This is a genomic window from Variovorax sp. MSC1_012 (assembly GCF_023667525.1).
GTDB lineage: Bacteria > Pseudomonadota > Gammaproteobacteria > Burkholderiales > Burkholderiaceae_C > Variovorax > Variovorax beijingensis_B.
In genome coordinates this window covers 4,654,356-4,680,192 of the sequence record NZ_CM174443.1, presented here as the reverse complement: position 1 = coordinate 4,680,192, position 25,837 = coordinate 4,654,356, and the positions used below count along the sequence as shown (strand labels likewise).

Sequence of the window (25,837 nt, the reverse complement as noted above, 5' to 3'; positions counted from 1 at the left end):
CGCTCACGCCGACGGGGTACCTTGCTCCGCGAATGTCCCCCGGCCTGCGGCCTCCTCCTTGATTTCGCTGCGCAAGGCACCCCATCGACGTGAGCGTTGTGCGCAGCGGTCGTTGATCAGCGGTTCACCAGCAGCGTGCCCTGGTTCACAGGGCATCGGGTGCTCCCCGCAGCGAAATCAAGGAGGAGCCGAAGGCGGGGGACATTCGCGGAGGGGAGTACCCGGTGGCCTGTGCACCCGCCCTGAACAACAGCGCCAAGATAAAAAGCCCCAACACACAAAAGCACGGAACACCGAAATGACACTACCCCAAGGCGCCCTCGCCGGCATCCGAGTCCTCGACATCTCGCGCATCCTCGGCGGCCCCTACTGCGGCCAGATCCTCGGCGACCACGGCGCCGACGTGCTCAAGGTCGAACCGCCGCAGGGCGACGACACGCGCACGTGGGGTCCGCCCTTCAAGGACGGCGTGGCTTCCTACTACCACGGCCTCAACCGCAACAAGCGCGTGCAGCACCTCGACTTCTCCACCGACCAAGGCCGCGAGGCACTGCTCGCGCTCGTGGCCGAGGCCGACGTGCTGATCGAGAACTTCAAGACCGGCACCATGGAGCGCTGGGGCATCGGCTACGAGGCGCTTTCGGAACGCTTTCCGCGCCTCGTGTGGTGCCGCGTCTCGGGCTTCGGCGCCGACGGCCCGCTGGGCGCGCTGCCCGGCTACGACGCCGCCGTGCAGGCCATGACCGGCATCATGAGCATCAATGGCGAGGCCGACGGCGGCCCGCTGCGCGTGGGCCTGCCGGTGGTCGACATGGTGACCGGGCTCAATGCGGTGATCGGCGTGCTGCTCGCGCTGCAGGAGCGCAACCGCAGCGGACGCGGGCAGTTCGTGGAGGCGGCGCTGTACGACAGCGGGCTCTCGCTGCTGCATCCGCATGCGGCCAACTGGTTCATGGATGGCACCGAGCCGCGCCGCACCGGCAACGCGCATCCCAACATCTATCCCTACGACGCACTGGCCACCGGCACCGACCCGGTGTTCGTGGCGGTGGGCAACGACCGCCAGTTCGCGAGCCTGTGCCACTGCATCGGCCTGACCGCGCTGGCCGACGATCCGCTCTACCGCACGGCCGGCGCGCGTTCGGTGCACCGTGCGGGACTCAAGCAGCAGCTGGAAGCGGCCATGGCGGCGTTCGATGGCCGCGCGCTGGTCGATCAGCTGATGGCCGCGGGCGTGCCCGCCGCGCCGGTGCTGCCGGTGGATGCGGCGCTCCAGCATCCGCACACCGCGCATCGCGAAATGGTGGTCGAGATGGAAGGCGGCTACCGCGGCATCGGCGCGCCGGTGAAGCTCAGCCGCACGCCGGCGAGCTACCGCCACGCGCCGCTCACGCCGGGCGAGCGCTTCCTGCCCGGCTCCGCGGCCGGCGCCAGCGGCTCATAGCTCGGGCCGCACGCCGGCGCCCGCCTTGGGCGCATGGAAGGCCTGCATGAACGCGCCCTGCAGCTCCGCCGGCAGGTCGGGCCGGTGGCACATCGCATAGCCGAGGCTCGGCGGATCGTCAGACAGCGCAACGAAGCAGATGTCGGGCCGCGCAATGCAGGCGAGCGATTCCACCACCAGCCCGATGCCCGCACCGGCCGCCACCAGCCCCACGAGCGAGATCGACGAGCTCGCGCACTGGTTGACCTGCGTGGTGATGCCGGCGCGCGCAAGGTAGGCGGCGATGCGGTCGAACACCACCGGCCCGATGTCGCGGCGCACCCCGACCAGCGTCTGCTGGCGCAGGTCCGCCGCCGCGATGCGCCCGGCGCCCGCGAGCGGATGCGCGGCCGGCATCACGGCCATGAAGCGGTCGCGGGCCACCTCGCGCACCACGAGGTCGTCGCGCGAGGACGGCGGATGCACCACCGCGAGGTCGAGCCTGCGGTGCGCCACGGCTTCCTCGAGTTCGTCCGACAAGCCCTCGGTCAGCGCCAGCACCACGCCCGGGTGCGCGGCCGAAAAGGCACGCATGGCATCGGGAAAGAAGGACAGCGCCGCGATGGGCGTGACGCCGATCTCCAGCCGGTCGAAGGCGCCGCGCCCGATGGCGCGCGCGGCCTCGTCGGTTTCGGCGGCGCGCGACAGCAGCCGCCGGGCGTGCGGCAGCAGGCGCGCGCCCTGTTCCGTCAGCCGGACGCCGCGCGCCTGCCGGTCGAACAGGGCAAAGCCCAGGGCCTCCTCGAGCCGCTGCACCCGCACGCTGAGCGCGGGCTGCGAGACGGCGAGCAGCGAAGCGGCGCGGCGGATGTTGCCGATCTCGGCGAGCGTGACGAAGCATCGCCATTGCTTGAGTTCCAAGGAGCGGTCTCCAGCGCAGCGCCGCGGGCAGCGGCGATCAGGGCGCGACGGGATTGCCCGGCGTGCCGAGGCTGCCGGCCGGAGCGGCGGCGGCATTGGCGGGCGGGCGGTAGGAGACGCGCACCGCGGGAGGCTGCGGACCCGCCTTCGGCGCAGAGGCGGCGGCCGGCTGGGTCACGCCGCCCTTGGTGACCGTGACCGGCGCACTGGGTGGAATCGCCGCCACGGCCGCCACCGGTGCCACGCCCGTGATGCCCGAGGTACCGGAAACCGGGACCGTGGCCCCGACCGCCGCCGTCGTGACCGGCGCGGCACCGCCCGCCGGCGCGTACCCGGCCTTCCCCGCATTGGGATCGTGCAGCACCACGCTCTTGCCCACGCCCACGCCGGTGCCGATCGGCCCGATGCCGACGCCCACTCCCACGCCGGCCGTGCCGGCCACCACGCCGGCGTTGTTGACCACCACGCCCGCGCCGAGCGGGCCCCAGCCGGTATTGAGCCCGACGGAGAAATCGCCATCCTTGGTGGCGCCGAGGCCGAGCGAGAGCCCGGGCACCAGCGGAATGCCGATGCGATAGTGCGAACAGCCGCTCACCATTGCCAGCAGCAGCGCCGCCGCAAGGGCGGCAGCTGCACGGGCGGTGCGCGGCCGGGCGTTCACACCAAAAGCGCGTTGACGCGCCTCACGTAGGCCGCGGGATCGGCCGGCAGGCCGCCTTCGGCCAGCAGCGCCTGGTCGAAAAGAATGTTCGCAAGATCGTCGAAGTGCTCGGAGCCGTCGAGCTTCTTCACGAGCGCGTGCTCGGCGTTCACTTCGAGCACGGGCTTGAGGTCGGGCGCGGGCTGGCCGGCCTGCTTGAGCATGCGTGCGAGCTGCGTGCTCATGCCGCCGTCCTGCACCACCAGGCAGGCCGGCGAATCGACCAGGCGCGTGGTCACGCGCACGTCCTCGGCCTTGTCCTTGAGCGCTTCCTTGAGCTTCTCGAGCAGCGGCTTGAAGGATTCGGCGGCTTCCTCGGCGGCTTTCTTCTCGGCCTCGTCCTGCAGCTTGCCCAGGTCGACCGCGCCCTTGGCCACGCTCTGCAGCGGCGTGCCGTCGAACTCGGTGAGGTAGTTGAGCGCCCATTCGTCGACGCGGTCGGTCATCAGCAGCACCTCGATGCCCTTCTTCTTGAAGACTTCGAGCTGCGGACTGTTCTTGGCGGCGGCGAGCGTGTCGGCCGTGATGTAGTAGATCGCGTCCTGACCTTCCTTCATGCGCGCCTTGTAGTCGGCAAAGCTCACGCTCACCGTGTCGCTCGTGGTGGAGGCGAAGCGCAGCAGCTTGGCGATGCGGTCGCGGTTGCCGAAGTCCTCGCCCAGGCCTTCCTTGAGCACGGCGCCGAACTCGGCATAGAACTTGGCGTACTTGCCCGATTCGTCAGCCGCGGACGCAGCGGTTTCGGCGGCCGTGGGCGCGTTCTTGTCGACCACGTCGGTCACTGCCTCGGTCGGCTCGGGGGCCGGCACCGATTCGCCCGAACCCACGTCGATCTTGCCTTCGCCGCTTTCCGGTCCGGTCTTCTGCTTCTTCGCCAGGTCTTCGAGCATGCCGAGCACGCGCTTGGTGCTGCCTTCGCGGATGGCCTTCACGTCGCGGCTTTCCTGCAGCAGCTCGCGGCTCACGTTGAGCGGCAGGTCGGACGAGTCGATCACGCCCTTCACGAAGCGCAGGTAGCTGGGCAGCAGCGCCTCGGCGTCGTCCATGATGAAGACGCGCTTCACGTAGAGCTTGACGCCCGCGCTCTTTTCGCGGTTCCACAGGTCGAACGGCGCCTTCGACGGGATGTAGAGCAGCTGCGTGTACTCGGTGCTGCCCTCCACGCGGTTGTGGCTCCAGGCGAGCGGCGCCTCGTAGTCGTGGCTGATGGTCTTGTAGAACTCTTCGTACTGCTCGGGCGTGATGTCCTTCTTGGGTCGGCTCCAGAGGGCGCTGGCCTTGTTGACCGTTTCCCATTCGCCGGTCTTGACCATGTCGCCGGGCTGGTCGTTCTCGCCTTCCTTCCACTCCTCTTTTTCCATGAGGATGGGCAGCGAGATGTGGTCGGAGTACTTGCCGACGATCTGCTTGAGCTTCCAGGCGTTGAGGTATTCGTCGGCGTCGTCGCGCAGGTGCAGCGTGATGCGGGTGCCGCGCTCGGGGCGCGTGATGTCGGCCACCTCGAAGTCGCCGGCGCCGCCGCTCGTCCAGCGCACACCCTGCTCGGGCGGCAGGCCCGCGCGGCGCGATTCGACCGTGATCTTGTCGGCCACGATGAAGCCCGAATAGAAGCCCACGCCGAACTGGCCGATGAGCTGTGCGTCGGCCTTCTGGTCGCCGCTGAGCTTGCTCACGAAGTCTTTGGTACCACTTTTGGCGATGGTGCCGAGGTTCTCGATGGCCTCCTGGCGCGACAGGCCGATGCCCTTGTCGGTGATGGTGATGGTGCGCGCGGCCTTGTCGAAGGAAAGCCGCACGTCCAGCTCGGACTGGTCCTCGTACAGCTCGGGGTGGTCGAGCGCCTCGAAGCGCAGCTTGTCGCACGCGTCCGACGCGTTCGAGATCAGCTCGCGCAGGAAGATTTCCTTGTTCGAGTAGAGCGCATGCGTGACGAGGTGCAGCAGTTGCGCGACTTCGGCCTGGAACGGGAGTTTCGTATTGGAAGAATCAGCCATGGGAAAAGAAGAAATATCGAAGCCAAAAAATTCTAAGCCGGGCGGCCTTGACCGCACGCTCGACTCGCCAACTCTGCGAGTTGGGGCTTTCGCCCCCGAAAAACAATAGGCCTACCTGGCCTGCGATTCCACCTCGCGGGTCCAGCGGTCGATCAGCCGCTTGCGCTCGGCGGCCCTGCCGTATTTCTCGAAGTCGTACTTGATGAGCTTCACGTCGCTCATCGAGGGAATGCGCGCATCGGGCTTGAAGGTCTTGTTGGCGGGCGACTGCAGGCTGCCGACCTGCCCGCCGATCGCCTGGCCGGCCGGGCTCATGAGCCAGTCGTAGTAGCGCTTCGCATTCTCCTTGTTGCGCGCGCCCTTGACCAGCGCGATGCCGCCCACCTCGTAGCCCGTGCCCTCGCAGGGCGCGGCCGTCTTGACCGGGAATTTGTCATAGCGCCAGCGCTCGAAGCCGAAGATGAAGCTCACGCCCACCGCCACCTCGCCCTTGGCCACGTTGGGCGCCTGGGCCTGGCCGCTGCGGGTGTAGCTGGTGACGTTGCGGTGCAGCTTCTTCAGGTAATCGAAGGCCGCGTCCTCGCCCATCTGCTGCACCAGGCCCGCGATGATGGTGTAGGCCGTGCCGCTGGAAGCGGGATGCGAGATCTCGATCTCGCCACGGTATTCGGGCTTGACGAGGTCGGCCCAGCATTTGGGCTCGTGCAGCTTCTTGCGTTTGAGCAGTTCGGTGTTGAAGCCGAAGCCGATGGCGCTGGTGTAGAAGCCGCCCACCATGTTCTGCGACATCGCGTACTGGCGCACCGCCCAGTCGTGCAGGTCGTTGATGTAGGCCGGCCGATAGGCTTCGAGCAAACCCTGCTCGGCGGCCTGCAGGAACGGATCGCCGGTGCCGCCCCACCAGATGTCGGTCTTGGGGTTGGCGGCCTCGGCGCGCAGCTGGGCGCCGATCTCGCCGGTGCCCTTGTGCGCCTGCTGCACCCGGATGCCGGTCTCGCGCGTGAAGGCCGTGGCCGCGGCTTCGCACCAGCCCGCGTCGGTGCTGCACAGCGCATTCACCGTGCCCTGCGCCGCGGCGCCCGAGGAAAAAAGCAGGGCCATGGCGCCCGCGCATGCGGCAAGGGCCGCGACGTTCCTGATGGCAAAGGGGCGCATGCGTTCTCCGAAGGATGAAAGGCGACCAGAGGATAGCGGGCAAAGCCGCTCAGCGGGCCGCGAGCAGCGGCGGCAGGTGCTCGGCCAGCCAGTCGACCACCACCCGTGTCTTGTGGGGCAGGTAGCGGCCGCGCGAGCGGATCACGTTGAGCTCGAAGCCGAAAGGCCGCGGCTCCTCGAACACGCGCACCAGCGTGCCGGCCGCCAGCGCATCGGCCGCGAGCCAGGCCGGCAGGCGCGCCAGCCCCATGCCGCCGATGGCCGCTTCGAGCAGCACCTCGGCGCTGTCGCAGCGCAACCGCGAGGGCAGCACCACTTCGACTGGCCGGCCTTCCGCGTCGTGGAAGCGCCAGGGCGAGATCTGCCCGTCGCGCGCATAGAGCACGGCCTCGTGCGACGGCGATGCGCCCAGCTCGGCCACGCCGGCCGGGCGCCCGCGTTCGGCCAGGTAGGCGGGCGCGGCGCACAGCGCCATCCATTGCACGCCGACCGGCCGCGCGACCAGTTCGGCGCTGTCGGCCAGCTCGCCGCTGCGGATCGCCAGGTCCAGACCGTCTTCGACCAGGTCGACGCGCCGGTCGTTGAAGGAAAGCTCCAGCGACAGCCCCGGATGCCGGCGCGCCAACGCCAGCAGCAGCGGCCCGACCTTCAGCCGCCCCAGCATGGCCGGCATGCTCAGGCGCACCAGCCCGGCCGCGGTGCTGCGCGCGGCATCGGCCATGGCCTCGGCGGCGTCGAGCTCGGCCAGCACGCGCCGGCAGCGCTCGTAGTAGCCGTGGCCTTCCTCGGTGAGGCTCTGGCTGCGCGTGGTGCGCAGGAAGAGCCGCGTGCCCAGCCGCGCCTCAAGCCGCGCAATGCTCTTGGCCACCGCGGAGCGCGTGACGTGCAACCGCTCTGCCGCACGCGCAAAGCTGCCGGCCTCCACCGCGGCCACGAACTCTTCGATGCCTTGGAGGCGTGGACTCATTGGATACTTTCAGGCGCCATAGAGTTGAAAATTATCCACCACTGGATAGATCAACTCGCCAATAGCATGAAGGCTTCTTTTTTTGTGGAGGCTTTTTCATGCAGGCAAGCAGAACGCTCAGGCGCTGGCAACTTTCTTCCTTCGGCCGCGAGCAGCTCGAACAGGTGGAGCTGCCGCTGCCCACGCCCGGCCCGGGCCAGGTCCTCGTGCAGGTGGGCGCGGTGTCGCTCAACTACCGCGACCTGCTGATGATCCGCGACGGCATGGGCATGAAGTTCGAGCTGCCCTTCACGCCCGGCTCGGACATGGCCGGCACGGTGGTGGCCGCGGGCCCGGGCGTGCGGCGCCTGGCCGTGGGCGACCGCGTGGTCAACACCTTCTGGGGCGGCTGGATCGACAGCCACTGGCCGGCCGAGGCCGTGCCGATGGGCGGCCCCGGTCCAGGCATGCTGGCCTCGCATGTGCTGATCGACGCCGCCTGGGCCGTGGCCGCGCCGGCCACGCTCGATTTCGCGCAAGCCAGCACGCTGCCGTGCGCCGGCCTCACGGCCTGGTTCGCGCTGGCCGAGACCGGCGCGCTGCGGCCCGGCCAGACCGTGCTGATCCACGGCACCGGCGGCGTGGCGCTGTTCGGCGTGCAGCTCGCGCGGCTGCACGGTGCGCGTGCCATCGTGGTCTCGGGCAGCGAAGAGAAGCGCGCGCAGACGCTGGCGCTGGGCGCCAGCGAAGTGCTGATGCGAGACAGCGACTGGCCGGCCGAAGTGCGCCGGCTCACGCAGGGCCGTGGCGCCGACCACGTGCTCGAACTCGCGAGCGGGCCGAACCTCGACCGTTCGCTGCAGGCGGCGGCGCAGGGCGGGCGCGTGTCGGTCATCGGCATGCTCGGCGGCGAGACGCTCAGCGCTTCGTACTACGCGATGGTGCTCGGCCGCGTCACGGTGCAGGGCATCGGCGTGGGCCATCGGCGCGCGCTCGAAGACCTGGTGCGCGCCGTCGACGCCAATGCGCTCGAGCCCGTGATCGCGGCGCAATACGCCTTCGATGCCTTGCCCGATGCGCTCGACCACCTCGCGCGCGGCGCCTTCGGCAAGATCGTCGTCACGCCTTGACGAAGCCCTTTAGCGGTTTGCGCAACGCGTGTCAGAAACAAAAGATTGCTGAACTGTGAACAGGTTCCGCCAGGTGCAACAACATGCGTGACGCATGCTGTTTACGTTCCTAGAATCCGCCCGCGCATGGCCCCCGGGGGCCACGCAACTTTTCAACTTCTGAATGGATGGAGCAGATGGAACATAGCACCTACAAAAAGTGGTCGGCCGAGTTCATTGGTACTTTCTGGCTCACGCTGGGCGGCTGCGGAAGCGCGGTCCTGGCGGCGGCCTTTCCGAACAACCTGGGCATCGGCTTCCTGGGCGTCTCGCTGGCGTTCGGCCTGACGGTGGTGACCGGTGCCTATGCGCTCGGCCCCATCTCGGGCGGCCACTTCAATCCGGCGGTGTCGATCGGTCTCGCGGCCGCGGGGCGCTTCAAGGCCTCGCAGCTCGCGGGCTACATCGTGTCGCAGGTGCTGGGTGCGATTGCCGCCGCCGGCGTGCTCTACCTGATTGCCACCGGCAAGCCCGGCGCAGACATCGGCGGCTTCGCCACCAACGGCTTCGGCGAGCACTCGCCCGGCAAGTACGGCATGACCGCCGCGCTGGTGTGCGAGGTGGTCATGACCGCGGTGTTCCTGATCGTGATCCTCGGCGCCACCGCCAAGCGCGCGGCCGGCGGCTTCGCGGGCCTGGCCATCGGCCTGTGCCTCACGCTGATCCACCTGATCTCCATTCCGGTCACCAACACCTCGGTGAATCCGGCGCGCAGCACGGGTCCGGCGCTTTTCGGCCCGTCGTACGCGGTGTCGGAGCTGTGGCTGTTCTGGGTTGCGCCCATCGCCGGCGCGATCATCGGCGCGGTGATCTACCGCGCGCTGCTCGCGAACAGCGACGACTGAACAACGACGACTGATCAGCTGCCGCTGGCCGACTGCACGAGCGGCAGCGAGGTCGACTGCCCGATCGATTCGGTGCCCGTCGCATGCGAGGCCGCATAGGCACCGGCCTGCACGTCGGACACCGGCGTCGTCGAGTTCATGGCCGGCGCGCTGGTCGACTGGCCGATGGACTCGGTGTCGGCGGGCCGCGCGGCGGCCATTGCGCCGGCCTGCACTTCGGGGTTCTCGGGCGAATTCATCTGCAGCGGGTGGTAGTCCGAGCCGTCGGTCGTCTCGGCCGACGCATTCACGGCACCGAGCGCCGCGAACGCGGCGAAGGAACCAAGGGCAAGAAGCTTGAAGGAAGTGCGCATGGTGTGCTCCTGATGGTTTGTCCCCGGCCGCGTGCCATCGCGCGAACTGCGCGTGGCAGGGCCTGCATGGACTCTAGGCAGCCCGGCTGAGCCGGGCGTGAGCAGGAAATTAGCCCGGCGTGAGCGGCACTGATGCCACTGGCAGGTGCACCCGCGCCAGCAGCCCCGGCCCGCCACCCTCTTCTGCTTCATCGCGGTTGCGCAGCTCGATGCGCAGGCCGTGCCGCTCGGCGGCCGTGCGCGCAATCGCCAGCCCGAGGCCGCTGCCGCCCACCGGCGCACCCGGCACGCGAAAGAAGCGGTCGAACACGCGTCCGATCGACGAGGCCGGAATGCCCGGGCCGTTGTCGAGCACGTCGACCACCGCATGGCCATCGACCTCGTGCAGCCGCACGTCGACCACGCCGCCTTCGAGCGCATAGCGCAGCGCGTTGTCGATCAGGTTGTCGAACACGCTGCGCAGCTCGGCGGTCGGCGCCTGCACCACGGGCGCGATCGAACCCTCGAAGCCGATGTCCACGCGGCGCGCATCAGCCAGCACCATCAGCTGGCTCACGCTCTCGCGCAGCAGGGTTTCGATGTCGACCGGCTCGCCCGGCATGGGACGCCCCGGCGCGTCCTGTCGCGAGAGGCTCAGCAGCTGCTCGATCAGGTGCTGCGCGCGCGTGACGCCGGCCTCGAGCTGATTGAAGCGCTCGGTGGCTTCGCCCGCGGGCACGTGGGCGCGCAGGTTCTCGATCTGCAGGCCGATCGCGGCCATCGGCGTGCGCAGTTCGTGGGCCGCGTCCTGCACGAAGCGACGCTGCGTGGCGAAGGCGCTGCGCACCCGCGACAGCAGCTGGTTGAAGGCCTGCACCAGCGGCGCGATCTCGTCCGGCACGCGCGCCAGCGACAGCTCGGTGGGGCGGCGCTCGTCCTGCGAGGCCACGTCGCGCGCCACCGCGCGCAGCGAGCGCGAAGCCGCCGACACGATGAGCCACAGGATCAGCAAGGCCAGCGGCAGCAGCAGCGCGATGGGCAGGCCTTCGAGCAGCGCGCGGCGCAGGGCACGGCGCCGGCGGTAGTCCTCGTTCTGCAGCACCTGCACGCGCGGCTGGTCGGCGCGCGGCCCGGCCTCGGCCGTGAACACGCGCCAGCGCGAAGGCGTGGGCGCATCGGTGCGCGCATCGCCGAAGCCCGGCTGCGGCTGCAGCGGCACCACGGCCAGCGGCGGCCACGAGCTTGCGCGCAGCGTGCGGCCGTCGGCGCTCCAGACCTGCACCACGAAGGCACCGCGCACGAGGGCGGCGTTGCCGTCGAGCGGGTGCGGGCTGCGCGGCGGATCGCTGCCCGCATAGGAATCGGCCACCAGCCGCATCTGCTCGTCCAGCGCGTTGTGCACCAGGTCGCCATAGGCCACGAAGGTGAACCACGCGGTGAGCGCGGCGGCCGCCAGGTGCAGCGTGACGAGCCAGAACAGGAGCTGCGTGCGCAGCGAGCGCGGGCGCCACCAGCGGCCCGCTGAGGTCATCGGCAAACCTCCGTGCTTCGCACTGCGGTGCGAGCTTGCTTGGGGCGGCCCGGCGCTACGCTCATGCCGCCACGCGCCAACCGAGCCCGCGCACGTTGCGGATCGATTCCGCGCCGAGCTTGCGGCGCATGCCGTGGATCAGCACGTCGATGGCGTTGCTGGTCACTTCCTCGCCCCAGCCGTAGATGCGGTTCTCGAGCTGCTCGCGCGAGAGGATGGCGCCGGGCCGCTCGAGCAGGGCGTGCAGCAGCGCGAACTCGCGCGCGGTGAGCGCCTCGCGCACGCCATCGACCAGCACCTCGCGCGTGGTGAGGTCCAGCTGCATCGTGCTACCGCCGATCAGCGAATGCGCAGCGCCGTCGCGCCGGCGCACCACGGCCCGCATGCGCGCGAGCAGCTCGCGGAATTCGAAGGGCTTGAGCAAATAGTCGTCGGCGCCCAGGTCGAGGCTGTGGATGCGGTCGTCAAGCCCGTCGCGCGCGGTGAGCACCAGCACCGGCGTGGCGTCGCCGCGTTCGCGCGCGCGGCGCAGCACCTCGGTGCCGTCCTGCCGCGGCAGGCCCAGGTCGAGCAGCACGCAGGTGTAGCCGCCGTCGCCGAGCGCGCTTTGCGCCAGTTCGCCGTCGCGCACCCAGTCGGCCGACCAGCCCGCCCCCTCGAGCGCCTGCTTCAGGCTGCGCCCGATCATCTCGTCGTCTTCCACTAGCAGCACACGCATCGTGTCGACTCCTTGGGCGGCAAGGTAGCACGCGATCGGGATGACCGGTAGGGCCCTGCGCCGTGGCGCAGCGTAGGGGCGAAGTCTTAGACGGGGCTTAGGCGCCGTGCAGGCGCAAGGGTCACAGCACGCGAACCTCGTGCCGCTCGCCCTCGCCATCCGCCGCGAAGGCCAGCAGGCGCAGGGCCTCTTCCTCCACGCCGAGCCGGCCGGCCTTCGACCAGCGCGTGAAGGGCTCCAGCACCACCGTGGCCGTGTTCTTCGCGCGCTCGATCTTCCAGACGCCCGCGACGAACCCGTCGAGCAGCACCGTGCCGCGCACGATGCCGTTGACGGTGAACACGCGCGCGCGGTGCGCCTCGCTCATCACGCGGCTGCGGTCGGCATGCGAGAGCAGCAGGTTGTCCCATTCGGCGACCAGGCGCGGCGGCGCGGGCGTGTCGGGGTCGGGGCGCGGCGCGCGCGGCAGGTCGAACAGTTCCTGTCCCTGCTCGCCGATGAAGGTGCGCAGCTGCGGCCGCAGGCGCTCGGCCACGGCCTTCCAGCCCGTGAGGCCCGACCATGCGCCGACATCGGCGAGCGTGGCAGGCCCGAAGGCCGCGAGGTAGCGCAGCAGCAGGTCTTCCTGCGTAGCCGGTGCGGCATCGGCGGCGGATTCGCCGAGCCACTGTGCGATGGGCTGCAGCCGTGCGCTCTGGTGCGAGTCCCAGCTGCCCGCGGGCGGCAGGTGCACCAGCGGCACGCTGTTGCGGATGAGTGCAGCAAGCGAAGCGGGCTCGCGGTCTTTCCAGCGCACCGCAAGGGCCTGGCCGAGTTCGGAGCTGTTGAGCGGGCTTTCGCGCAGCAGCGCGAGGCCCGCCTCCACCACGGCTGCGCGGTCGATGCCTTCGAGCGCTCGCGCGTGGCTGCTGCCCTTCAATCCGCGCTGATGCACGGGCTCGAGCAGCGGCCGCCAAGCCAGCGCATCCGATGCGGCCATCAGGTGCAGCGTCGCGCGCATCGCCGACATGCGCACGACGCGGCGCTTCTTCAGGGCCTCGGTCAACTGCTCGCGGCGGAAGCCTTCGAGCCGGCTCCACAGGCCGATGTAGGGTGGGTTCGGCGCCTGCGCCTGCAGGCCTGCGAGCTTTTCGATGGCCTGCGCGGGAGTCGCCTTGCGCCGCTCCAGCAGCATCTGCCGCGCCAGCGTGGCCCGGTTCAATGCGCGCTGGCTCAGCACCACGGCCATCGGCGACGGCTCAGAACTTCTCGTGCGGAGCGAGGTAGCGCCACTGCCCGACCGGCAGGTTGCCGAGCATCACGCGGCCGATGCGCACGCGCTTCAGGCCCACCACTTTCAGGCCGACCAGCTCGCACATGCGGCGGATCTGGCGCTTCTTGCCCTCGGTGAGCACGAAGCGAAGCTGCTCGGGGTTCTGCCATTCGACCCGCGCCGGCTTGAGCGGCTGACCGTCGAGGCTCAGGCCGTGGCGCAGCCGGGCCAGCATTGCGGGCGGAAAGACCGCCTGCACATTGGTCGTGACGGGATCGTCGTCGTCCATGCGCACCAGCTGCCCGGTGGGCGCGGGCTGGCCCAGGCCGTGGTAGGCCACGCGCACCAGGTACTCCTTCTCCATCACCGAGTCTTCGCCGATCAGCTGGCGCGCGATGCGCCCGTCCTGCGTCATCACCAGCAGGCCAATCGAATCGATGTCGAGCCGGCCGCACGGCGCCAGGCCGCGCAGCTGCTGGGGGCTGAAGAAGAAGCGCGTGTTGTCCTCGGCCCAGCGGTTCTGCGGCGTGAACAGCGTCACCGCCGGCTCATGGCCATCTTCGGCCTGCGCGCTCACGTAGCCGATGGGCTTGTTGATCAGGATGGTGACCTGGTTCGCCTGCTGGCCCTTGGCGGCCTTGTCGACCTCGATGCGGTCGGCCGGCGTGACCTTCACGCCCATCTCGGCCGGCTTGCCGTTGACGCGCACCCAGCCGTTGGCGATCCATTCGTCGGCCTCGCGGCGCGAGCACATGCCGAGTTCGGCCATGCGTTTGTTGAGGCGGATCGGGGCGGGGGCGTCGGTCATGCAGGGGCGCGGTCGGTTGGGGGCTGGTCACGCCCGGTGAAGCGGTGCGCAGCGGCATTTTCGCCGATGGCGGCCGCCTGCGGGATGTGTCGCAATGCATGGGGATAATGCGCGCCAATGGCCCGCCGACGGCCCGGACCCGCATGACCAAAATCCTGATCCTCAGTGTGAGCGCCGGCAACGGCCACGTGCGCGCAGCGCAAGCCCTCGAAGCCGCCGTGCAATCGACCCCGCCGCACACGGCGGTCCACATCGATGCCATGGCCCATGTGGCCGGCGGCTTCCGCAAGGTGTACACCGACTGGTACATCCAGCTCGTGAACCGCGCGCCCGAGCTGTGGTCCTACCTGCACCAGCGCACCGACGCCACGCCGCACCACGCGCCCTCGCAGCGGCTGCGCCGCGGCGTCGAGCGGCTGAGCACCGGCGCCCTGCTGCGCGAAATACGCCGCGAAAAGCCCGACGCCGTGATCTGCACCCACTTCCTGCCCGCCGAGCTGCTGATGCGCGAGCGCAACCGCGGCCGCATCGACTACCCGGTGTGGCTGCAGATCACCGACTACGACCTGCACAATATGTGGCTGGTGCCGGGCATGGCGGGCTACCTGGCCGCGACGGAGGAAGTGGCCTTCAGGCTGCGTGCGCGCGGCATTCCCGCCGAGCGCATCCACGTGACGGGCATTCCGGTGATGCCGGCCTTCTCCGAGCCCGATGCGCCGGCGCTCGCGCGCAATGCCTGCGCCGCCGCACTCGGCCTCGACCCCGCGCGGCCGGTGCTGCTGATGGCCTCGGGCGGTGCAGGCGTCGGCGACCTGGCGAGCATGGTCGAGCGCGTGCTCTCGCTCGGCGGCGACAGCGGATTCCAGGTGATTGCCGTGGCCGGCCGCAACGCCGAGGCCCACGGCAAGCTGCAGGCCCTGGCCGCCCGCCATCCGGGGCGCGTGGTCGCCATCGGCTTCACGAACGAAATGCACAAGCTCATGGCCGCGGCCGATCTGGTGGTGACCAAGCCCGGTGGGCTCACGGTGTCGGAATGCCTCGCGCTCGGCAAGCCGATGCTGCTGATCTCGCCGATTCCGGGGCAGGAAGAGCACAACGCCGGCTTCCTGATGGAAGAAGGCGCGGGCTGGCTCGCCTACGACGCCATCGGCCTCGACTACAAGGTGACGCGCCTGATGGCCGACCCCGCCAAGCTCGCGGCCATGGCCGAACGCAGCCGCGCGCTCGGCAAACCGCGCGCGGCGGCCGCGGTGCTGCGCCACGTGCTGGGCGAAGCCGCATGACGGCCGCCGTGGAAAAGACGGGCGTGGCCCGCACACTCGGCTACCTGGCATGGGTGGTAGTGATGGCCTTCTTCTTTGCCAACGCCGAAATCCAGATCGAGGGCGGCGCCGGCTGGGCCACCTCGCTGCCCACCTGGCGCATCGAGAACAGCATCTGGCTCGACATCTTCTGGGGCGGACGCGCGATGACGGGCTATCACGCCTGGGTCTTCACCTTCATGGTGCTGGTGTTCTTTGCGCCGCTGGCCTTCAACGGACGCTGGACCTGGCGCGATGCGGGGCTGGCCGTGGCAGGCCTGATCGTGTTCTGGGTCTGCGAGGACTTTCTCTGGTTCATGATCAACCCGGCCTTCGGCTGGGCCCGCTTCAATGCGGTGGACGCGTTCTGGCACAAGCACTGGATCTGGGGCGCGCCGGTCGACTACTGGGGCGGCCTGGCGGTGGCCCTGCTGATTCTGGTGACGCGGCACTGGCGGCGCGCGAAATGAGCGCGAGGAAACCGACGCGCAGGCACGGCGACGCCGCGGCACACACCGCGCCGCGCCCCGGGCACTGGGCCGATCCGCTCGACACGCTCGGGGTCGAGAACCTGCACCGCATCACGCCCACGCTGTACCGCAGCGCGCAGCCGCGCATTGCCAACGTGGCGGCGCTGAAGGCGCTGGGCATCCGCACCATCGTGAGCCTGCGCTCCTTCAACGACGACCGGAAGGTGTTCGCGGGCAGCGGCATCCGCCTGGTGCGCGTGCCGATCAACACCTGGTCGATCGACGACGCCAAGGTGCTGCGCGCGCTGGTGGCCATTCGCGAGGCCGAGAAGCAGGGGCCGGTGCTGATCCACTGCATGCACGGCGCCGACCGCACCGGCGTGGTCGCGGCGGCCTACCGCATGGCGGTGCAGGGCTGGGACAAGGAGAGCGCGCGCCAGGAGATGTTCCGCGGCGGCTACGGCTACCACACGCTGTGGCGCAACATTCCGCGCTACATCGACCGCTTCGATCCGCAGAAGATGGGCCATGCGCTGGCCCATGCACCGGCGATTCCTGCCGTGTCCTGAAGGCGTCTGCAGCTTTCGCGCACCGCTCCTATACTGGCCGCCCCGTGGCCCCGGGGCCACCTTCGAACTCGCCTCTTTCACGAGGCACAAGGGGCTCATCCATGGCACTGCAACTGCGCTCCCTCATCCGCGCGAACGGCGAACTCGAACTCTCGCTGCACGACGAGCCGATTCCTGAACCCCAGGCGCATGAAGTCGTGATCCGCGTCGAGGCCTCGCCGATGAATCCGTCGGACCTGGGCCTGCTGTTCGGCGCGGCCGACATGGGCACCGCCAAGGTCTCCGGCACGCCCGAGCGGCCCATCGTGACGGCCACGGTGCCCGAGCGCGCCATGCCGGCGATGGCCGGGCGGCTGGACCAGTCGATGCCGGTCGGCAACGAAGGCGCCGGCGTGGTGGTCAAGGCCGGTTCGTCCGCGGCGGCGCAGGCGCTGCTGGGCAAGACGGTGGCCGCGATCGGCGGCGCGATGTATTCGCAGTACCGCGCGGTGGCCGCGGCCCAGTGCCTTGAATTGCCCGCGGGCACGCCGCCGGCCGAAGGCGCGTCATGCTTCGTGAATCCGCTCACTTCGCTCGGCATGGTCGAGACGATGCGGCGCGAAGGCCACAAGGCGCTGGTGCACACCGCCGCCGCATCCAACCTGGGCCAGATGCTCAACAAGATCTGCCAGAAGGACGGCATCGCGCTGGTCAACATCGTGCGCAAGCCCGAGCAGGAGGCGCTGCTGCGCGGCATCGGCGCAAAGTACGTGTGCAACGCGAGTTCGCCCACCTTCCTCGAAGACCTGACGCAGGCCCTGGTCGAGACGGGCGCCACGCTGGCCTTCGACGCCACGGGCGGCGGCAAGCTCGCGGGCCAGATCCTCGGCTGCATGGAAGCAGCGCTGAACCGCACCGCCAGGGAATACAGCCGCTACGGCTCGACCACGCACAAGCAGGTTTACATCTACGGCGGCCTGGACCGCTCGCCGACGGAGTTCGTGCGCAACTTCGGCATGGCGTGGGGCATGGGCGGGTGGCTGCTGTTTCCGTTCCTGCAGAAGCTGGGGGATGAAGGGGTGCAGCGGTTGAAGGCGCGCGTGGTGGCGGAGTTGAAGACGACGTTTGCGAGCCATTACACGCGGGAGGTTTCGTTGTTCGAGGCGCTGCAGCTCGATGCGATCGGGGTGTATGGGAAGCAGGCGACGGGGGAGAAGTTCTTGCTGAATCCGAACAAGGGCGTGGCGGCGTGAATGCCGCGGCCCTCACCCCGGCCCTCTCCCGGAGGGAGAGGGAGAAATACACCGGCCCGGCGCCGTGCATTCGGTCTTGTCCCCTCTCCCTCCGGGAGAGGGCTAGGGTGAGGGCTCTGTGCCCTCGACAAAGCGCGGCGCCCGCCAGCTAAACCACCAGCCGATATCCCACGGCCGTTTCGGTCAGCAAATGCCGCGGCTGCGCCGGATCAGCTTCCAGCTTCTGCCGCAAATGCCCCATGTAGATGCGCAGATAGTGGCTCTGGTCCGTATGCGACGGGCCCCATACCTCGCGCAGCAGCTGCCGCTGCGTGAGCACGCGGCCGGCGTTGGCGACGAGCACTGAAAGCAGTCGGTATTCGGTCGGCGTCAGGTGTACCTCGGCGCCGGCGCGCCGCACGATTCGCGCGGGGCGGTCCAGCTCGACCTCGCCGAAACGGAACACCGCTTCTGCCGTTTCGTCGCCGCCGGCCGCGCGCGGCCGGCGCAGGTTGGCGCGTACGCGCGCGAGCAGCTCGCCGGTGCCGAAGGGCTTGGTCAGGTAGTCGTCGGCCCCGGCATCGAGCGCGGCGATCTTGTCGGCCTCGTCGCTGCGCGCGGACAGCACGATGATCGGCACGGCCGACCAGCCGCGCACATCGCGGATCAGCGACACGCCGTCACCGTCGGGCAGGCCGAGGTCGAGCACCAGCAGGTCGGGCTGGCGCGTGCCGGCCGCCGCGAGGCCTTCGCGCAGCGTTCCGGCCTCGTGCACCAGCCAGCCTTCGGCCTCGAGCGCGCCGCGCACGAAGCGCCGGATCTGCGGCTCGTCCTCGATCACGATGGCGGTGGGCGATGGCATGGGTTCAGAGTTGGGCTTCTTCGGCCGGTTCCGGCGGCTCCCGGCGCGGCAGGGTGACCGTGAATTCTGCACCGCCGCCCTGCGCATTGGCCGCGGCAATCTCGCCGCCGTGCGCACTCACCACGGCGCGGCAGATCGCCAGGCCCAGGCCCACGCCCGGCGTGGCCGATTCGGTTTCGCCGCGGGTGAACTTGTCGAACAGCCTCTGCTCGCGGCCCAGCAGCGCGGCGGGCAGTCCCGGGCCATGGTCGCGCACCGTGAGCACCAGCGCGCCGGGCTCGGCCCGCGCGCCGACCGCGATGGGCGGCGCGCCGTACTTGGTGGCGTTCTCGATCAGGTTGACCAGCACGCGCTCGATCAGCACGGCATCGAACTCGACCAGCGGAAGTCCGGGCTCGAGCGCGGTCTGCACCACGGTATTGCCGAGCGCGGTGCGCGCCGCGCGGATGGCCGAGCCGACCACCTCTTCCACCGATTGCCAGTCGCGCCGCAGATTCACCGCGCCGCCCGCAATGCCGCTTTCGAGCCGCGCCATGTCGAGCAGGTTGTTGACCAGCGCGTGCAGTTCATGCGCCTGCGCAACGATAGCGCGCGCCGCCTCGGCATGCGCTTCGGGCGGCAGCGTCTGCAATGATTCGGCCAGCGCGATCAATGCGGTGAGCGGCGTGCGCACATCGTGCGAGATGGCGCCGAGCAGCGCGTTGCGCAGGCGCTCCGATTCCATCTCGACCACCGCCTGCTGCGCCACCTCCACATAGTGCACGCGCTCCAGCGCAATCGCGATCTGCCGGGCCAGCGTGTCGAGTTGCTGCGCCTGCTCCGGAATCAGCAGCCAGCGCGGCTGCGCCGGCGACAGCGCGAGCACGCCGCGCACGCGCATCGGCGCCTGCAGCGGCACGTAGTGCCAGGGCTGCGCCGCCAGCGTGGCAGTGGCGAGGCCTGCGGGCTGGCCATGGCGGAAGGCCCAGTCGGCCACCTGCGCATCGAAGCCCTCGGGTGGGCTCTGCGGCAGCACGAGCTGGTCGGCCGCGTCGGTGACCAGCACCAGCGCATGGCCGCCGAAATGCCCCTGCACCGCGGCGGCGCCCAGTGCCACCACCTGCGCGCTCTCCAGCGCGGCCGAGAGTTCGCGCGTGAGCTCGAACAGCGAGCGAGCGCGCCGCTCGCGGCTGGTCGACACGCCGGCCGCAAAGCGCAGCCCCGCCATCAGCTGGCCCACGAGCAGGCCCACGCCGAGCATGATGGCGAAGGTCAGCACGTACTGCACGTCGCTCACCGCGAACGACAGGCGCGGCGGCACGAAGAAATAGTCGAACGCCGCCACGTTGAGCAGAGCTGCGAGCGCCGAGGGCCCGCGGCCGAAGCGCATGGCCACGCCGACCACGCCCAGCATGAACAGCATCACGATGTTGGACAGTTCCAGCACGCTGGCCAGCGGCGTACAGACGAGCGTGAGCGCGATGCTCGCGGCCGTGGCCCAGGCATAGCCCGGCCAATGGACGGGAGCCTTCTCGTGTTCGTCGTCATCGGCGCGCGTGCCGTTGATGGACGCGCGCGCCAGGCGTCGCGAACTGTCGGCGCGGCCGACTTCCATGATGTCGAGCGCGGGTGCGCGCAGGGCCAGCGCGCGCGAAAGCGGCATCGGCGCGGCGGGCCACCAGCGGCGCCATCCGCCGGCCGGCTCCGGGCGCCCCAGCACCAGGGTTGCGCAGTTGAGCCGCCGCGCCTGTTCGGCGAGTTGCTCCGCCACGTCGGAGCCGGTGAGCACCGCGGTGGCTGCGCCCAGTTCCTCGGCCAGCTTGAGCACCGCGAGGATGCGGTCGCGCTCCTCGGCGGCGAGCCGCTGCAGCCGCGGCGTCTCGACGTATGCCGCATGCCAGCGCACATTGAGCTGGCCCGCGAGCCGCGCCGCGGTGCGCACCGTCTGCGCGGCGCCTTCGTGCGGCCCGACGCACGCGAGGATCGCGCCCGAGGTGTTCCAGGCCTGCAGCTCGCCGCCCTGCCCATTGCTTGCGTTGCGGCCGGTCGCGCCCGACTGCTCGACGCGCCAGCCGCGCACGTCGTCTTCCACATGCTCGGCGGTGCGGCGCAGCGCAATCTCGCGCAGTGCGATCAGATTGCCCTTGCGGAAGAAGTTCTGCGCGGCGCGCTCGGCTTGCTGCGGCAGATAGACCTTGCCCGCCGCCAGCCGCGCCGCGAGCTCATCGGGCGTGACGTCGACCAGCACCACCTCGTCAGCTTCGTCGAGCACGGTGTCGGGCACGGTCTCGTGCACCCGCACGCCGGTGATGGCGCCGACGGTGCCGTTGAGGCTTTCCAGGTGCTGCACATTGAGCGCCGACCACACCTCGATGCCCGCGGCCAGCAGCTCCTGCACGTCCTGCCAGCGCTTGGCATGGCGCGAGCCGGGCGCATTGGTGTGGGCCAGTTCGTCGACCAGCAGCACGGCGGGCCTGCGCGCGAGGGCAGCATCGAGATCGAACTCGGCCAGCATGCGGCCGCGGTAGTCCAGCTCGCGTGGCGGCAGCACCTCGAGCCCCGCGAGCAGCGCCGCGGTTTCGCTGCGGCCATGGGTTTCGGCCACGCCGACCAGCACGTCGCGGCCCGCCGCGTGCTCGCGCTGCGCGGCGCTGAGCATGGCCCAGGTCTTGCCCACGCCGGCGCTGGCGCCGAAATAGATGCGCAGCTTGCCGCGCAGCGCACGCGCCTCGTCGCTGCGCAATTGGGCAAGCAGGGTATCGGGATCGGGGCGGGTGTCGGGCATGTCGGTTGGCTGCGCAGGTTAGCGCATCGGGCCGCCCTTGCGGCGCCTGGCATGCCGCCGCGCGGTGCGCGACAGCACCCACCAGGCAAAGACCAGCGGCGCGAAGAGTGCTGCGAACGCCAGCAGCAAGTGAAAGAGGTCAGCGGCCATCGAGCGCGAGATTCAATGCCAGCACGTTGACGCGCGGTTCGCCCAGCAAGCCCCAGAGCGGCGCCTGCGTGTGGCGGGCGACCAGCGCATTCACCTGCTCGAGCGGCACGCCGCGCACACGGGCCACGCGCGCCGCCTGGTAATGCGCGGCGGCGGGGCTGATGTCGGGGTCGAGGCCGCTGGCCGAAGCCGTGACGAGATCGACCGGCACCGGCGCAGTGTTGCCCGGGTCCGCGGCGCGCAGCGACTCGACGCGGCCCTTGACCGCTTCGGCCAGCGCCGGGTTGAGCGGCCCGAGGTTCGAGCCGCCCGAGGCGCTCGCGTTGTACGGCTGCGGCGCGGTGGCCGAGGGCCGGCCCCAGAAGTGCTTCGGATCGCTGAAGTTCTGGCCGATGAGGCTGGAGCCCACGGTGGCGCCGCCCTGCACGACCAGGCTGCCGGCGGCCTGCGACGGAAACAGTGCCTTGGCGGCACCGGTGACGGCCAGCGGATAGACCAGGCCGGTGAGCGCGCTCAGCAGCGCGAAGAGCACGAGCGCGGGACGAATGACGTTGTTCATGGTGAAGAACTCCTCAGACCAGATGGACTGCGACCAGCAGCCAGTCGATCAGCTTGATGCCGATGAAGGGAACGAGCAGGCCGCCCAACCCATAGATGGCCAGGTTGCGGCGCAGCAGCGCGGCCGCGCCCACCGGCCGGTAGCGCACGCCCTTGAGGGCTAGCGGAATCAGGAACACGATGACCAGCGCGTTGAAGATCACCGCCGACAGAATGGCCGACGACGGGCTCGCGAGCCGCATCACGTTGAGTGCGCCCAGCTGCGGATACGTCGAGACGAAGATCGCCGGAATGATCGCGAAGTACTTCGCCACGTCGTTCGCGATCGAGAAGGTGGTGAGCGAGCCGCGCGTCATGAGCAGCGCCTTGCCGGTCTCCACCACCTCGAGCAGCTTGGTCGGATTCGAGTCCAGGTCGACCATGTTGCCGGCCTCCTTCGCGGCCTGCGTGCCGCTGCCCATGGCCACCGCCACGTCGGCCTGCGCGAGGGCGGGCGCATCGTTGGTGCCGTCGCCGGTCATCGCGACCAGGCGGCCTTCGGACTGGTACTGGCGGATCAGCGCGAGCTTGTCCTCGGGCGTGGCTTCGGCCAGGAAGTCGTCGACGCCGGCCTCGGCCGCAATGGCCGCGGCGGTGAGCTTGTTGTCGCCGGTGATCATCACGGTCTTGATGCCCATGCGGCGCAGCTCGGCAAAGCGCTCCTTGATGCCGGTCTTGACGATGTCCTTGAGCTCGACCACGCCGAGCACGCGGCTGCCCTCGGCCACGGCCAGCGGCGTGCTGCCGCGGCGCGCCGCTTCCTCGGACGCACGCAGCACCTCGGCGGGCACGCTGCCGCCCAGCGATTCGACATGCCGGCGGATCGCATCGACCGCGCCCTTGCGCAGCAGCACCGCGTCGGTGTCGAGGCTGTTGGATGCGGCCGGCAGGTCGACGCCGCTCATTCGGGTCTGCGCGGTGAACGAAATGAAGCGCGCGCCCTCGACCGGCACGGCATCGAGCCCGTCGCGGCGCGCGAGCTCCACGATGCTGCGGCCCTCGGGCGTCTCGTCGGCCAGAGACGCAAGCATCGCGGCGCGCGCGAGGCGGCCCTTCGGCACGCCGGGCGCGGGCAGGAAGGCGCTCGCCTGGCGGTTGCCGTGCGTGATGGTGCCGGTCTTGTCGAGCAGCAGCACGTCGACGTCGCCGGCCGCTTCCACGGCGCGGCCCGAAGTGGCGATCACGTTGGCCTGCATCATGCGGCTCATGCCGGCCACGCCCACGGCCGAGAGCAGGCCGCCGATGGTGGTGGGAATCAGGCACACCAGCAGCGCCACCAGCGCGGTGAGCGACACCACGGCGCCCGCACCCGCAGCCTCCACGCTGAACACCGAGAACGGCAGCAGCGTGACCGTGACCATCAGGAACACGAGGGTCAGCGCCACCAACAGGATGGTGAGCGCAATCTCGTTCGGTGTCTTGTGGCGCTTGGCGGCTTCGACCATGCCGATCATGCGGTCGAGGAACGACTCGCCCGGGTTCACCGAGATGCGCACCACCAGCCAGTCGGACAGCACGCGCGTGCCGCCGGTCACCGCCGAGAAGTCGCCGCCCGATTCGCGCACCACGGGCGCCGATTCGCCGGTGATGGCGCTCTCGTCGACCGAGGCCACGCCTTCGATCACCTCGCCGTCGAGCGGGATGACGTCGCCGGTCTCGACCAGCACCACGTCGCCCTTTCGGAGATTCGGCGCCTGTTCGGGAAGCCACTGCGCGCCGTGGTGCGGCTCCTTGAGCTTCCTGGCCCAGGTGTCCTTGCGCAGGCCGCGCAGCGAGGCGGCCTGCGCCTTGCTGCGGCCCTCGGCCAGGGCTTCCGCGAAGTTCGCGAACAGCACGGTGAACCACAGCCAGACGGTGATGGCCAGCACGAAGGCGGGCTTCATGCCGGTGTCGCCGGGGAAGCTCAGGGAATGCACCCAGAGCAGCGTCGTCAGGATGCTGCCGACGTAGACGATGAACATCACCGGGTTGCGCCACTGCGCGCGCGGGTCGAGCTTGACGAAGGCGCCCCACAGCGCGGGCTTCACCAGCGCCGCGTCGAGCAGCGAGAGGGAGGTCTTTGAATTGGTCATGGTGCGCTCCTTCATTTCCAGAGCACGAGGTGTTCGACCACCGGCCCCAGGGCCAGCGCCGGCACGTAGTTGAGCAAGCCGACCAGCACCACGGTGCCGATCAGCAAGGAGACGAACAGCGGCCCGTGCGTGGGCAGCGTGCCGCCGGTGACGGGCAGGCGCTTCTTGGCCGCAAGCGCGCCGGCAATGGCCAGCACCGGCACGATCACGCCGAAGCGGCCGAGCCACATCGCGAGGCCGAGCAGGCCGTTGTAGAACGGCGTGTTGGCCGAGAGGCCCGCGAAGGCGCTGCCGTTGTTGTTGGCAGCCGAGCTCAGCGCATAGAGGATTTCGGAGAAGCCGTGGGCGCCGGGGTTCGCGATGCCGGCCTTGCCCGCACCGGCCAGCACCGCCACGGCCGTGCCCGCCAGCACCAGCACCGGCGTGACCAGGATCGCGATGGAGATCAGCTTCATCTCGCGCACCTCGATCTTCTTGCCGAGGTACTCGGGCGTGCGGCCGATCATCAGCCCCGCGATGAACACCGCGAGCATCGCGAAGATCAGCATGCCGTACAGGCCGGTGCCCACGCCGCCGAACACCACCTCGCCGAGCTGCATGAGCACCATCGGGACCATGCCGCCCAACGGCGTGAGCGAGTCGTGCATCAGGTTCACCGCGCCGCACGAGGCGGCCGTGGTGATGGCGGCAAATAGCGCCGAGGCATCGATGCCGAAGCGCACTTCCTTGCCTTCCATGTTGCCACCGCTTTGCAACGCGCTCGACGCCTGGTCGACACCGAGCGCGCCGAGCAGCGGGTTGCCCGCCTGCTCTGCGGGCGTGATCACGATCACGGCGATGACGAACATGATCGTCATCGCGGCAAGCACGGCCCAGCCCTGGCGCATGTCGCCGACCACGCGGCCGAAGGTGAAGCACAGGGCCGCCGGAATCAGGAAGATCGCGAGCATCTGCAACAGGTTGGTGAGCGCGGTCGGGTTCTCGTACGGGTGCGCCGAGTTGGCATTGAAGAAGCCGCCACCGTTGGTGCCGAGCAGCTTGATGGCCTCCTGCGAAGCGACCGGGCCCATGGCCAGCGTCTGCGTCCGGGTGGTGGCGTCTTCCAGCACCGGGGCGCCGGCGGCGTCCTTCAGCGGCTGGCCGTCGGCGCCGTTCTTCGGTTGCTGGAAGGCGGTGGCCTCGAGCGTGTCCACGGTCTTGTAGGCGCCGAAGTTCTGGATCACGCCCTGCTCCGCGAGGCACAGCGCGAGCACGAACGACAGCGGCACCAGCACCCACAGCGTGATGCGCGTGACGTCGGCCCAGAAGTTGCCGACCAGCCCCTTGCCACCGCCGCGGCGGGCGAAGCCGCGCACCAGCGCGAAGGCCACCGCAATGCCGGTGGCGGCGGAGAAGAAGTTCTGCACCGTGAGGCCGAGCATCTGTGTGAGATAGCTCATGGTCGACTCGCCGGCGTAACCCTGCCAGTTGGTGTTCGACACAAAGCTCACCGCGGTGTTGAAGGCCGAGTCGGGCGACACGGCCGCCATGCCCGCGGGGTTGAGCGGCAGCCAGCCCTGCAGGCGCTGCAGGGCATAGACGAAGAGCGCGCCGATGGCATTGAAGGTCAACAGCGCGAGCGCGTAGCGCAGCCAGTGCATCGATCGCTCAGGCTGGGTGCCGGCGATCCTGTAGAGCGGTGCCTCGACGCGCCGCATCCAGCGCGGCACGCGCTCGTTGCAGAGCTCGGCAAGGAATTTACCGGCAGGCCAGGCCAGCACCAGCAATGCGACCAGGAAAAGGGCCAACAGGCCCCAGGCGGAGGAAGTCATCTCAGAATTCCTCTGCGCAGATCAGCGCGAAAACAAGGTAGGCGAACAGGATCACGGCGATCAGGGCGCCGAATCCATAGAGAACGTCGAGGCTGATCACGATGCTTCTCCGTTGCCGGTTTTCGGCGGGTTCGGTCCTTCGAGCCTGTTCAGCCCGACGACCAGGGCCGCCACCACGGCCCACAGCGCCAGCAAGGCGCCCATCCAGACGAAGTCCATTCATCACTCCTCAAGCG

The 25,837-nt window shown here is 69.8% G+C and carries 25 protein-coding genes; 7 read left to right on the top strand and 18 right to left on the bottom strand.

Going from position 1 to position 25,837, the window contains the following annotated elements; all coding sequences use genetic code 11:
* Nucleotides 1-298 precede the first annotated feature (298 nt).
* Nucleotides 299-1,444, top strand: a complete 1,146-nt coding sequence (locus L1081_RS21945; RefSeq protein ID WP_489414061.1) for a CoA transferase — start codon at nt 299-301, stop codon at nt 1,442-1,444.
* Here the strand turns inward: L1081_RS21945 and L1081_RS21940 are convergent.
* From L1081_RS21940 to L1081_RS21920, 5 genes are all read right to left on the bottom strand, one after another.
* Nucleotides 1,439-2,344, bottom strand: a complete 906-nt coding sequence (locus tag L1081_RS21940) for a LysR substrate-binding domain-containing protein (RefSeq protein ID WP_489414060.1) — start codon at nt 2,342-2,344, stop codon at nt 1,439-1,441. The genes L1081_RS21945 and L1081_RS21940 overlap by 6 nt on opposite strands.
* 37 nt (nt 2,345-2,381) lie before the next feature.
* Complete coding sequence (locus L1081_RS21935; protein ID WP_489414059.1) at nt 2,382-3,005, bottom strand: hypothetical protein; 624 nt, start codon at nt 3,003-3,005, stop codon at nt 2,382-2,384.
* The gene (gene htpG / locus L1081_RS21930; RefSeq protein WP_489414058.1) at nt 3,002-5,038 is read right to left on the bottom strand and encodes a molecular chaperone HtpG; all 2,037 of its coding nucleotides are present in this window, start codon (nt 5,036-5,038) and stop codon (nt 3,002-3,004) included. The genes L1081_RS21935 and htpG overlap by 4 nt, the downstream gene beginning before the upstream one ends.
* A gap of 111 nt (nt 5,039-5,149) precedes the next feature.
* Nucleotides 5,150-6,193, bottom strand: coding sequence for an extracellular solute-binding protein (locus L1081_RS21925; protein ID WP_489414057.1), 1,044 nt, complete (start codon nt 6,191-6,193; stop codon nt 5,150-5,152).
* 49 nt (nt 6,194-6,242) lie between these two features.
* Entirely contained in the window at nt 6,243-7,160 is a 918-nt protein-coding gene (locus L1081_RS21920; protein WP_489414056.1) for a LysR substrate-binding domain-containing protein, read from the bottom strand.
* 98 nt (nt 7,161-7,258) lie between these two features.
* Here L1081_RS21920 and L1081_RS21915 point away from each other — a divergent pair, with 98 nt between their 5' ends.
* Both L1081_RS21915 and aqpZ read left to right on the top strand, forming a co-directional pair.
* On the top strand, nt 7,259-8,269 hold the full coding sequence (locus tag L1081_RS21915) for a zinc-binding dehydrogenase (protein ID WP_489414055.1): 1,011 nt from the start codon (nt 7,259-7,261) through the stop codon (nt 8,267-8,269).
* A gap of 176 nt (nt 8,270-8,445) precedes the next feature.
* A complete protein-coding gene (gene aqpZ, locus L1081_RS21910) occupies nt 8,446-9,153 on the top strand; it encodes an aquaporin Z (protein WP_124961149.1) in 708 nt (235 codons plus the stop codon).
* Between the two features lie 14 nt (nt 9,154-9,167).
* On the opposite strand, the gene L1081_RS21905 is transcribed toward aqpZ, so the two are convergent.
* The 5 genes from L1081_RS21905 to L1081_RS21885 all read right to left on the bottom strand — a co-directional run bounded on the left by L1081_RS21905 (nt 9,168) and on the right by L1081_RS21885 (nt 13,794).
* Complete coding sequence (locus L1081_RS21905; protein WP_489414054.1) at nt 9,168-9,506, bottom strand: hypothetical protein; 339 nt, start codon at nt 9,504-9,506, stop codon at nt 9,168-9,170.
* 109 nt (nt 9,507-9,615) lie between these two features.
* Nucleotides 9,616-11,016 carry an ATP-binding protein gene (locus L1081_RS21900; protein WP_489414053.1) on the bottom strand — a complete coding sequence of 467 codons (1,401 nt, stop codon included), beginning with the start codon at nt 11,014-11,016 and terminating at the stop codon, nt 9,616-9,618.
* A gap of 61 nt (nt 11,017-11,077) precedes the next feature.
* Nucleotides 11,078-11,734, bottom strand: a complete 657-nt coding sequence (locus tag L1081_RS21895) for a response regulator (RefSeq protein ID WP_018905127.1) — start codon at nt 11,732-11,734, stop codon at nt 11,078-11,080.
* A gap of 121 nt (nt 11,735-11,855) precedes the next feature.
* Nucleotides 11,856-12,962: a DNA glycosylase AlkZ-like family protein gene (locus L1081_RS21890; protein ID WP_489414052.1), complete on the bottom strand. Its 1,107-nt coding sequence runs from the start codon at nt 12,960-12,962 to the stop codon at nt 11,856-11,858.
* Between the two features lie 10 nt (nt 12,963-12,972).
* The gene (locus L1081_RS21885; protein ID WP_489414051.1) at nt 12,973-13,794 is read right to left on the bottom strand and encodes a pseudouridine synthase; all 822 of its coding nucleotides are present in this window, start codon (nt 13,792-13,794) and stop codon (nt 12,973-12,975) included.
* A 143-nt stretch (nt 13,795-13,937) separates the two neighbouring features.
* Between L1081_RS21885 and L1081_RS21880 the strand changes: the two genes are divergently transcribed.
* From L1081_RS21880 to L1081_RS21865, 4 genes are all read left to right on the top strand, one after another.
* A complete protein-coding gene (locus L1081_RS21880; protein WP_489414050.1) occupies nt 13,938-15,077 on the top strand; it encodes an MGDG synthase family glycosyltransferase in 1,140 nt (379 codons plus the stop codon).
* Entirely contained in the window at nt 15,074-15,565 is a 492-nt protein-coding gene (locus L1081_RS21875) for a hypothetical protein (protein ID WP_489414049.1), read from the top strand. Before L1081_RS21880 ends, L1081_RS21875 begins: the two co-directional genes overlap by 4 nt.
* Complete coding sequence (locus L1081_RS21870; RefSeq protein WP_489414048.1) at nt 15,562-16,134, top strand: tyrosine-protein phosphatase; 573 nt, start codon at nt 15,562-15,564, stop codon at nt 16,132-16,134. Before L1081_RS21875 ends, L1081_RS21870 begins: the two co-directional genes overlap by 4 nt.
* Before the next feature lie 101 nt (nt 16,135-16,235).
* Nucleotides 16,236-17,366: a zinc-binding dehydrogenase gene (locus L1081_RS21865; protein WP_489414047.1), complete on the top strand. Its 1,131-nt coding sequence runs from the start codon at nt 16,236-16,238 to the stop codon at nt 17,364-17,366.
* A 148-nt stretch (nt 17,367-17,514) separates the two neighbouring features.
* Here the strand turns inward: L1081_RS21865 and kdpE are convergent, their stop codons facing one another.
* Genes kdpE through L1081_RS21825 form a run of 8 tightly spaced genes read right to left on the bottom strand, consistent with a single transcriptional unit; the run spans nt 17,515 to nt 25,820 of the window.
* The gene (gene kdpE / locus L1081_RS21860; RefSeq protein ID WP_489414046.1) at nt 17,515-18,207 is read right to left on the bottom strand and encodes a two-component system response regulator KdpE; all 693 of its coding nucleotides are present in this window, start codon (nt 18,205-18,207) and stop codon (nt 17,515-17,517) included.
* Nucleotides 18,208-18,211: 4 nt separating this feature from the next.
* Nucleotides 18,212-20,971: a DUF4118 domain-containing protein gene (locus tag L1081_RS21855; RefSeq protein ID WP_489414045.1), complete on the bottom strand. Its 2,760-nt coding sequence runs from the start codon at nt 20,969-20,971 to the stop codon at nt 18,212-18,214.
* 18 nt (nt 20,972-20,989) lie between these two features.
* A complete protein-coding gene (locus L1081_RS21850; protein ID WP_489414044.1) occupies nt 20,990-21,121 on the bottom strand; it encodes a hypothetical protein in 132 nt (43 codons plus the stop codon).
* The gene (gene kdpC, locus L1081_RS21845; RefSeq protein ID WP_489414043.1) at nt 21,111-21,680 is read right to left on the bottom strand and encodes a potassium-transporting ATPase subunit KdpC; all 570 of its coding nucleotides are present in this window, start codon (nt 21,678-21,680) and stop codon (nt 21,111-21,113) included. Before kdpC ends, L1081_RS21850 begins: the two co-directional genes overlap by 11 nt.
* 13 nt (nt 21,681-21,693) lie before the next feature.
* A complete protein-coding gene (gene kdpB / locus L1081_RS21840; protein WP_489414042.1) occupies nt 21,694-23,790 on the bottom strand; it encodes a potassium-transporting ATPase subunit KdpB in 2,097 nt (698 codons plus the stop codon).
* 11 nt (nt 23,791-23,801) lie between these two features.
* Nucleotides 23,802-25,601, bottom strand: coding sequence for a potassium-transporting ATPase subunit KdpA (gene kdpA / locus L1081_RS21835; protein ID WP_489414041.1), 1,800 nt, complete (start codon nt 25,599-25,601; stop codon nt 23,802-23,804).
* Between the two features lies 1 nt (nt 25,602).
* Complete coding sequence (gene kdpF, locus L1081_RS21830) at nt 25,603-25,701, bottom strand: K(+)-transporting ATPase subunit F (protein ID WP_489414040.1); 99 nt, start codon at nt 25,699-25,701, stop codon at nt 25,603-25,605.
* Nucleotides 25,698-25,820: a hypothetical protein gene (locus L1081_RS21825; protein ID WP_489414039.1), complete on the bottom strand. Its 123-nt coding sequence runs from the start codon at nt 25,818-25,820 to the stop codon at nt 25,698-25,700. Before L1081_RS21825 ends, kdpF begins: the two co-directional genes overlap by 4 nt.
* Between the last annotated feature and the right edge of the window lie 17 nt (nt 25,821-25,837).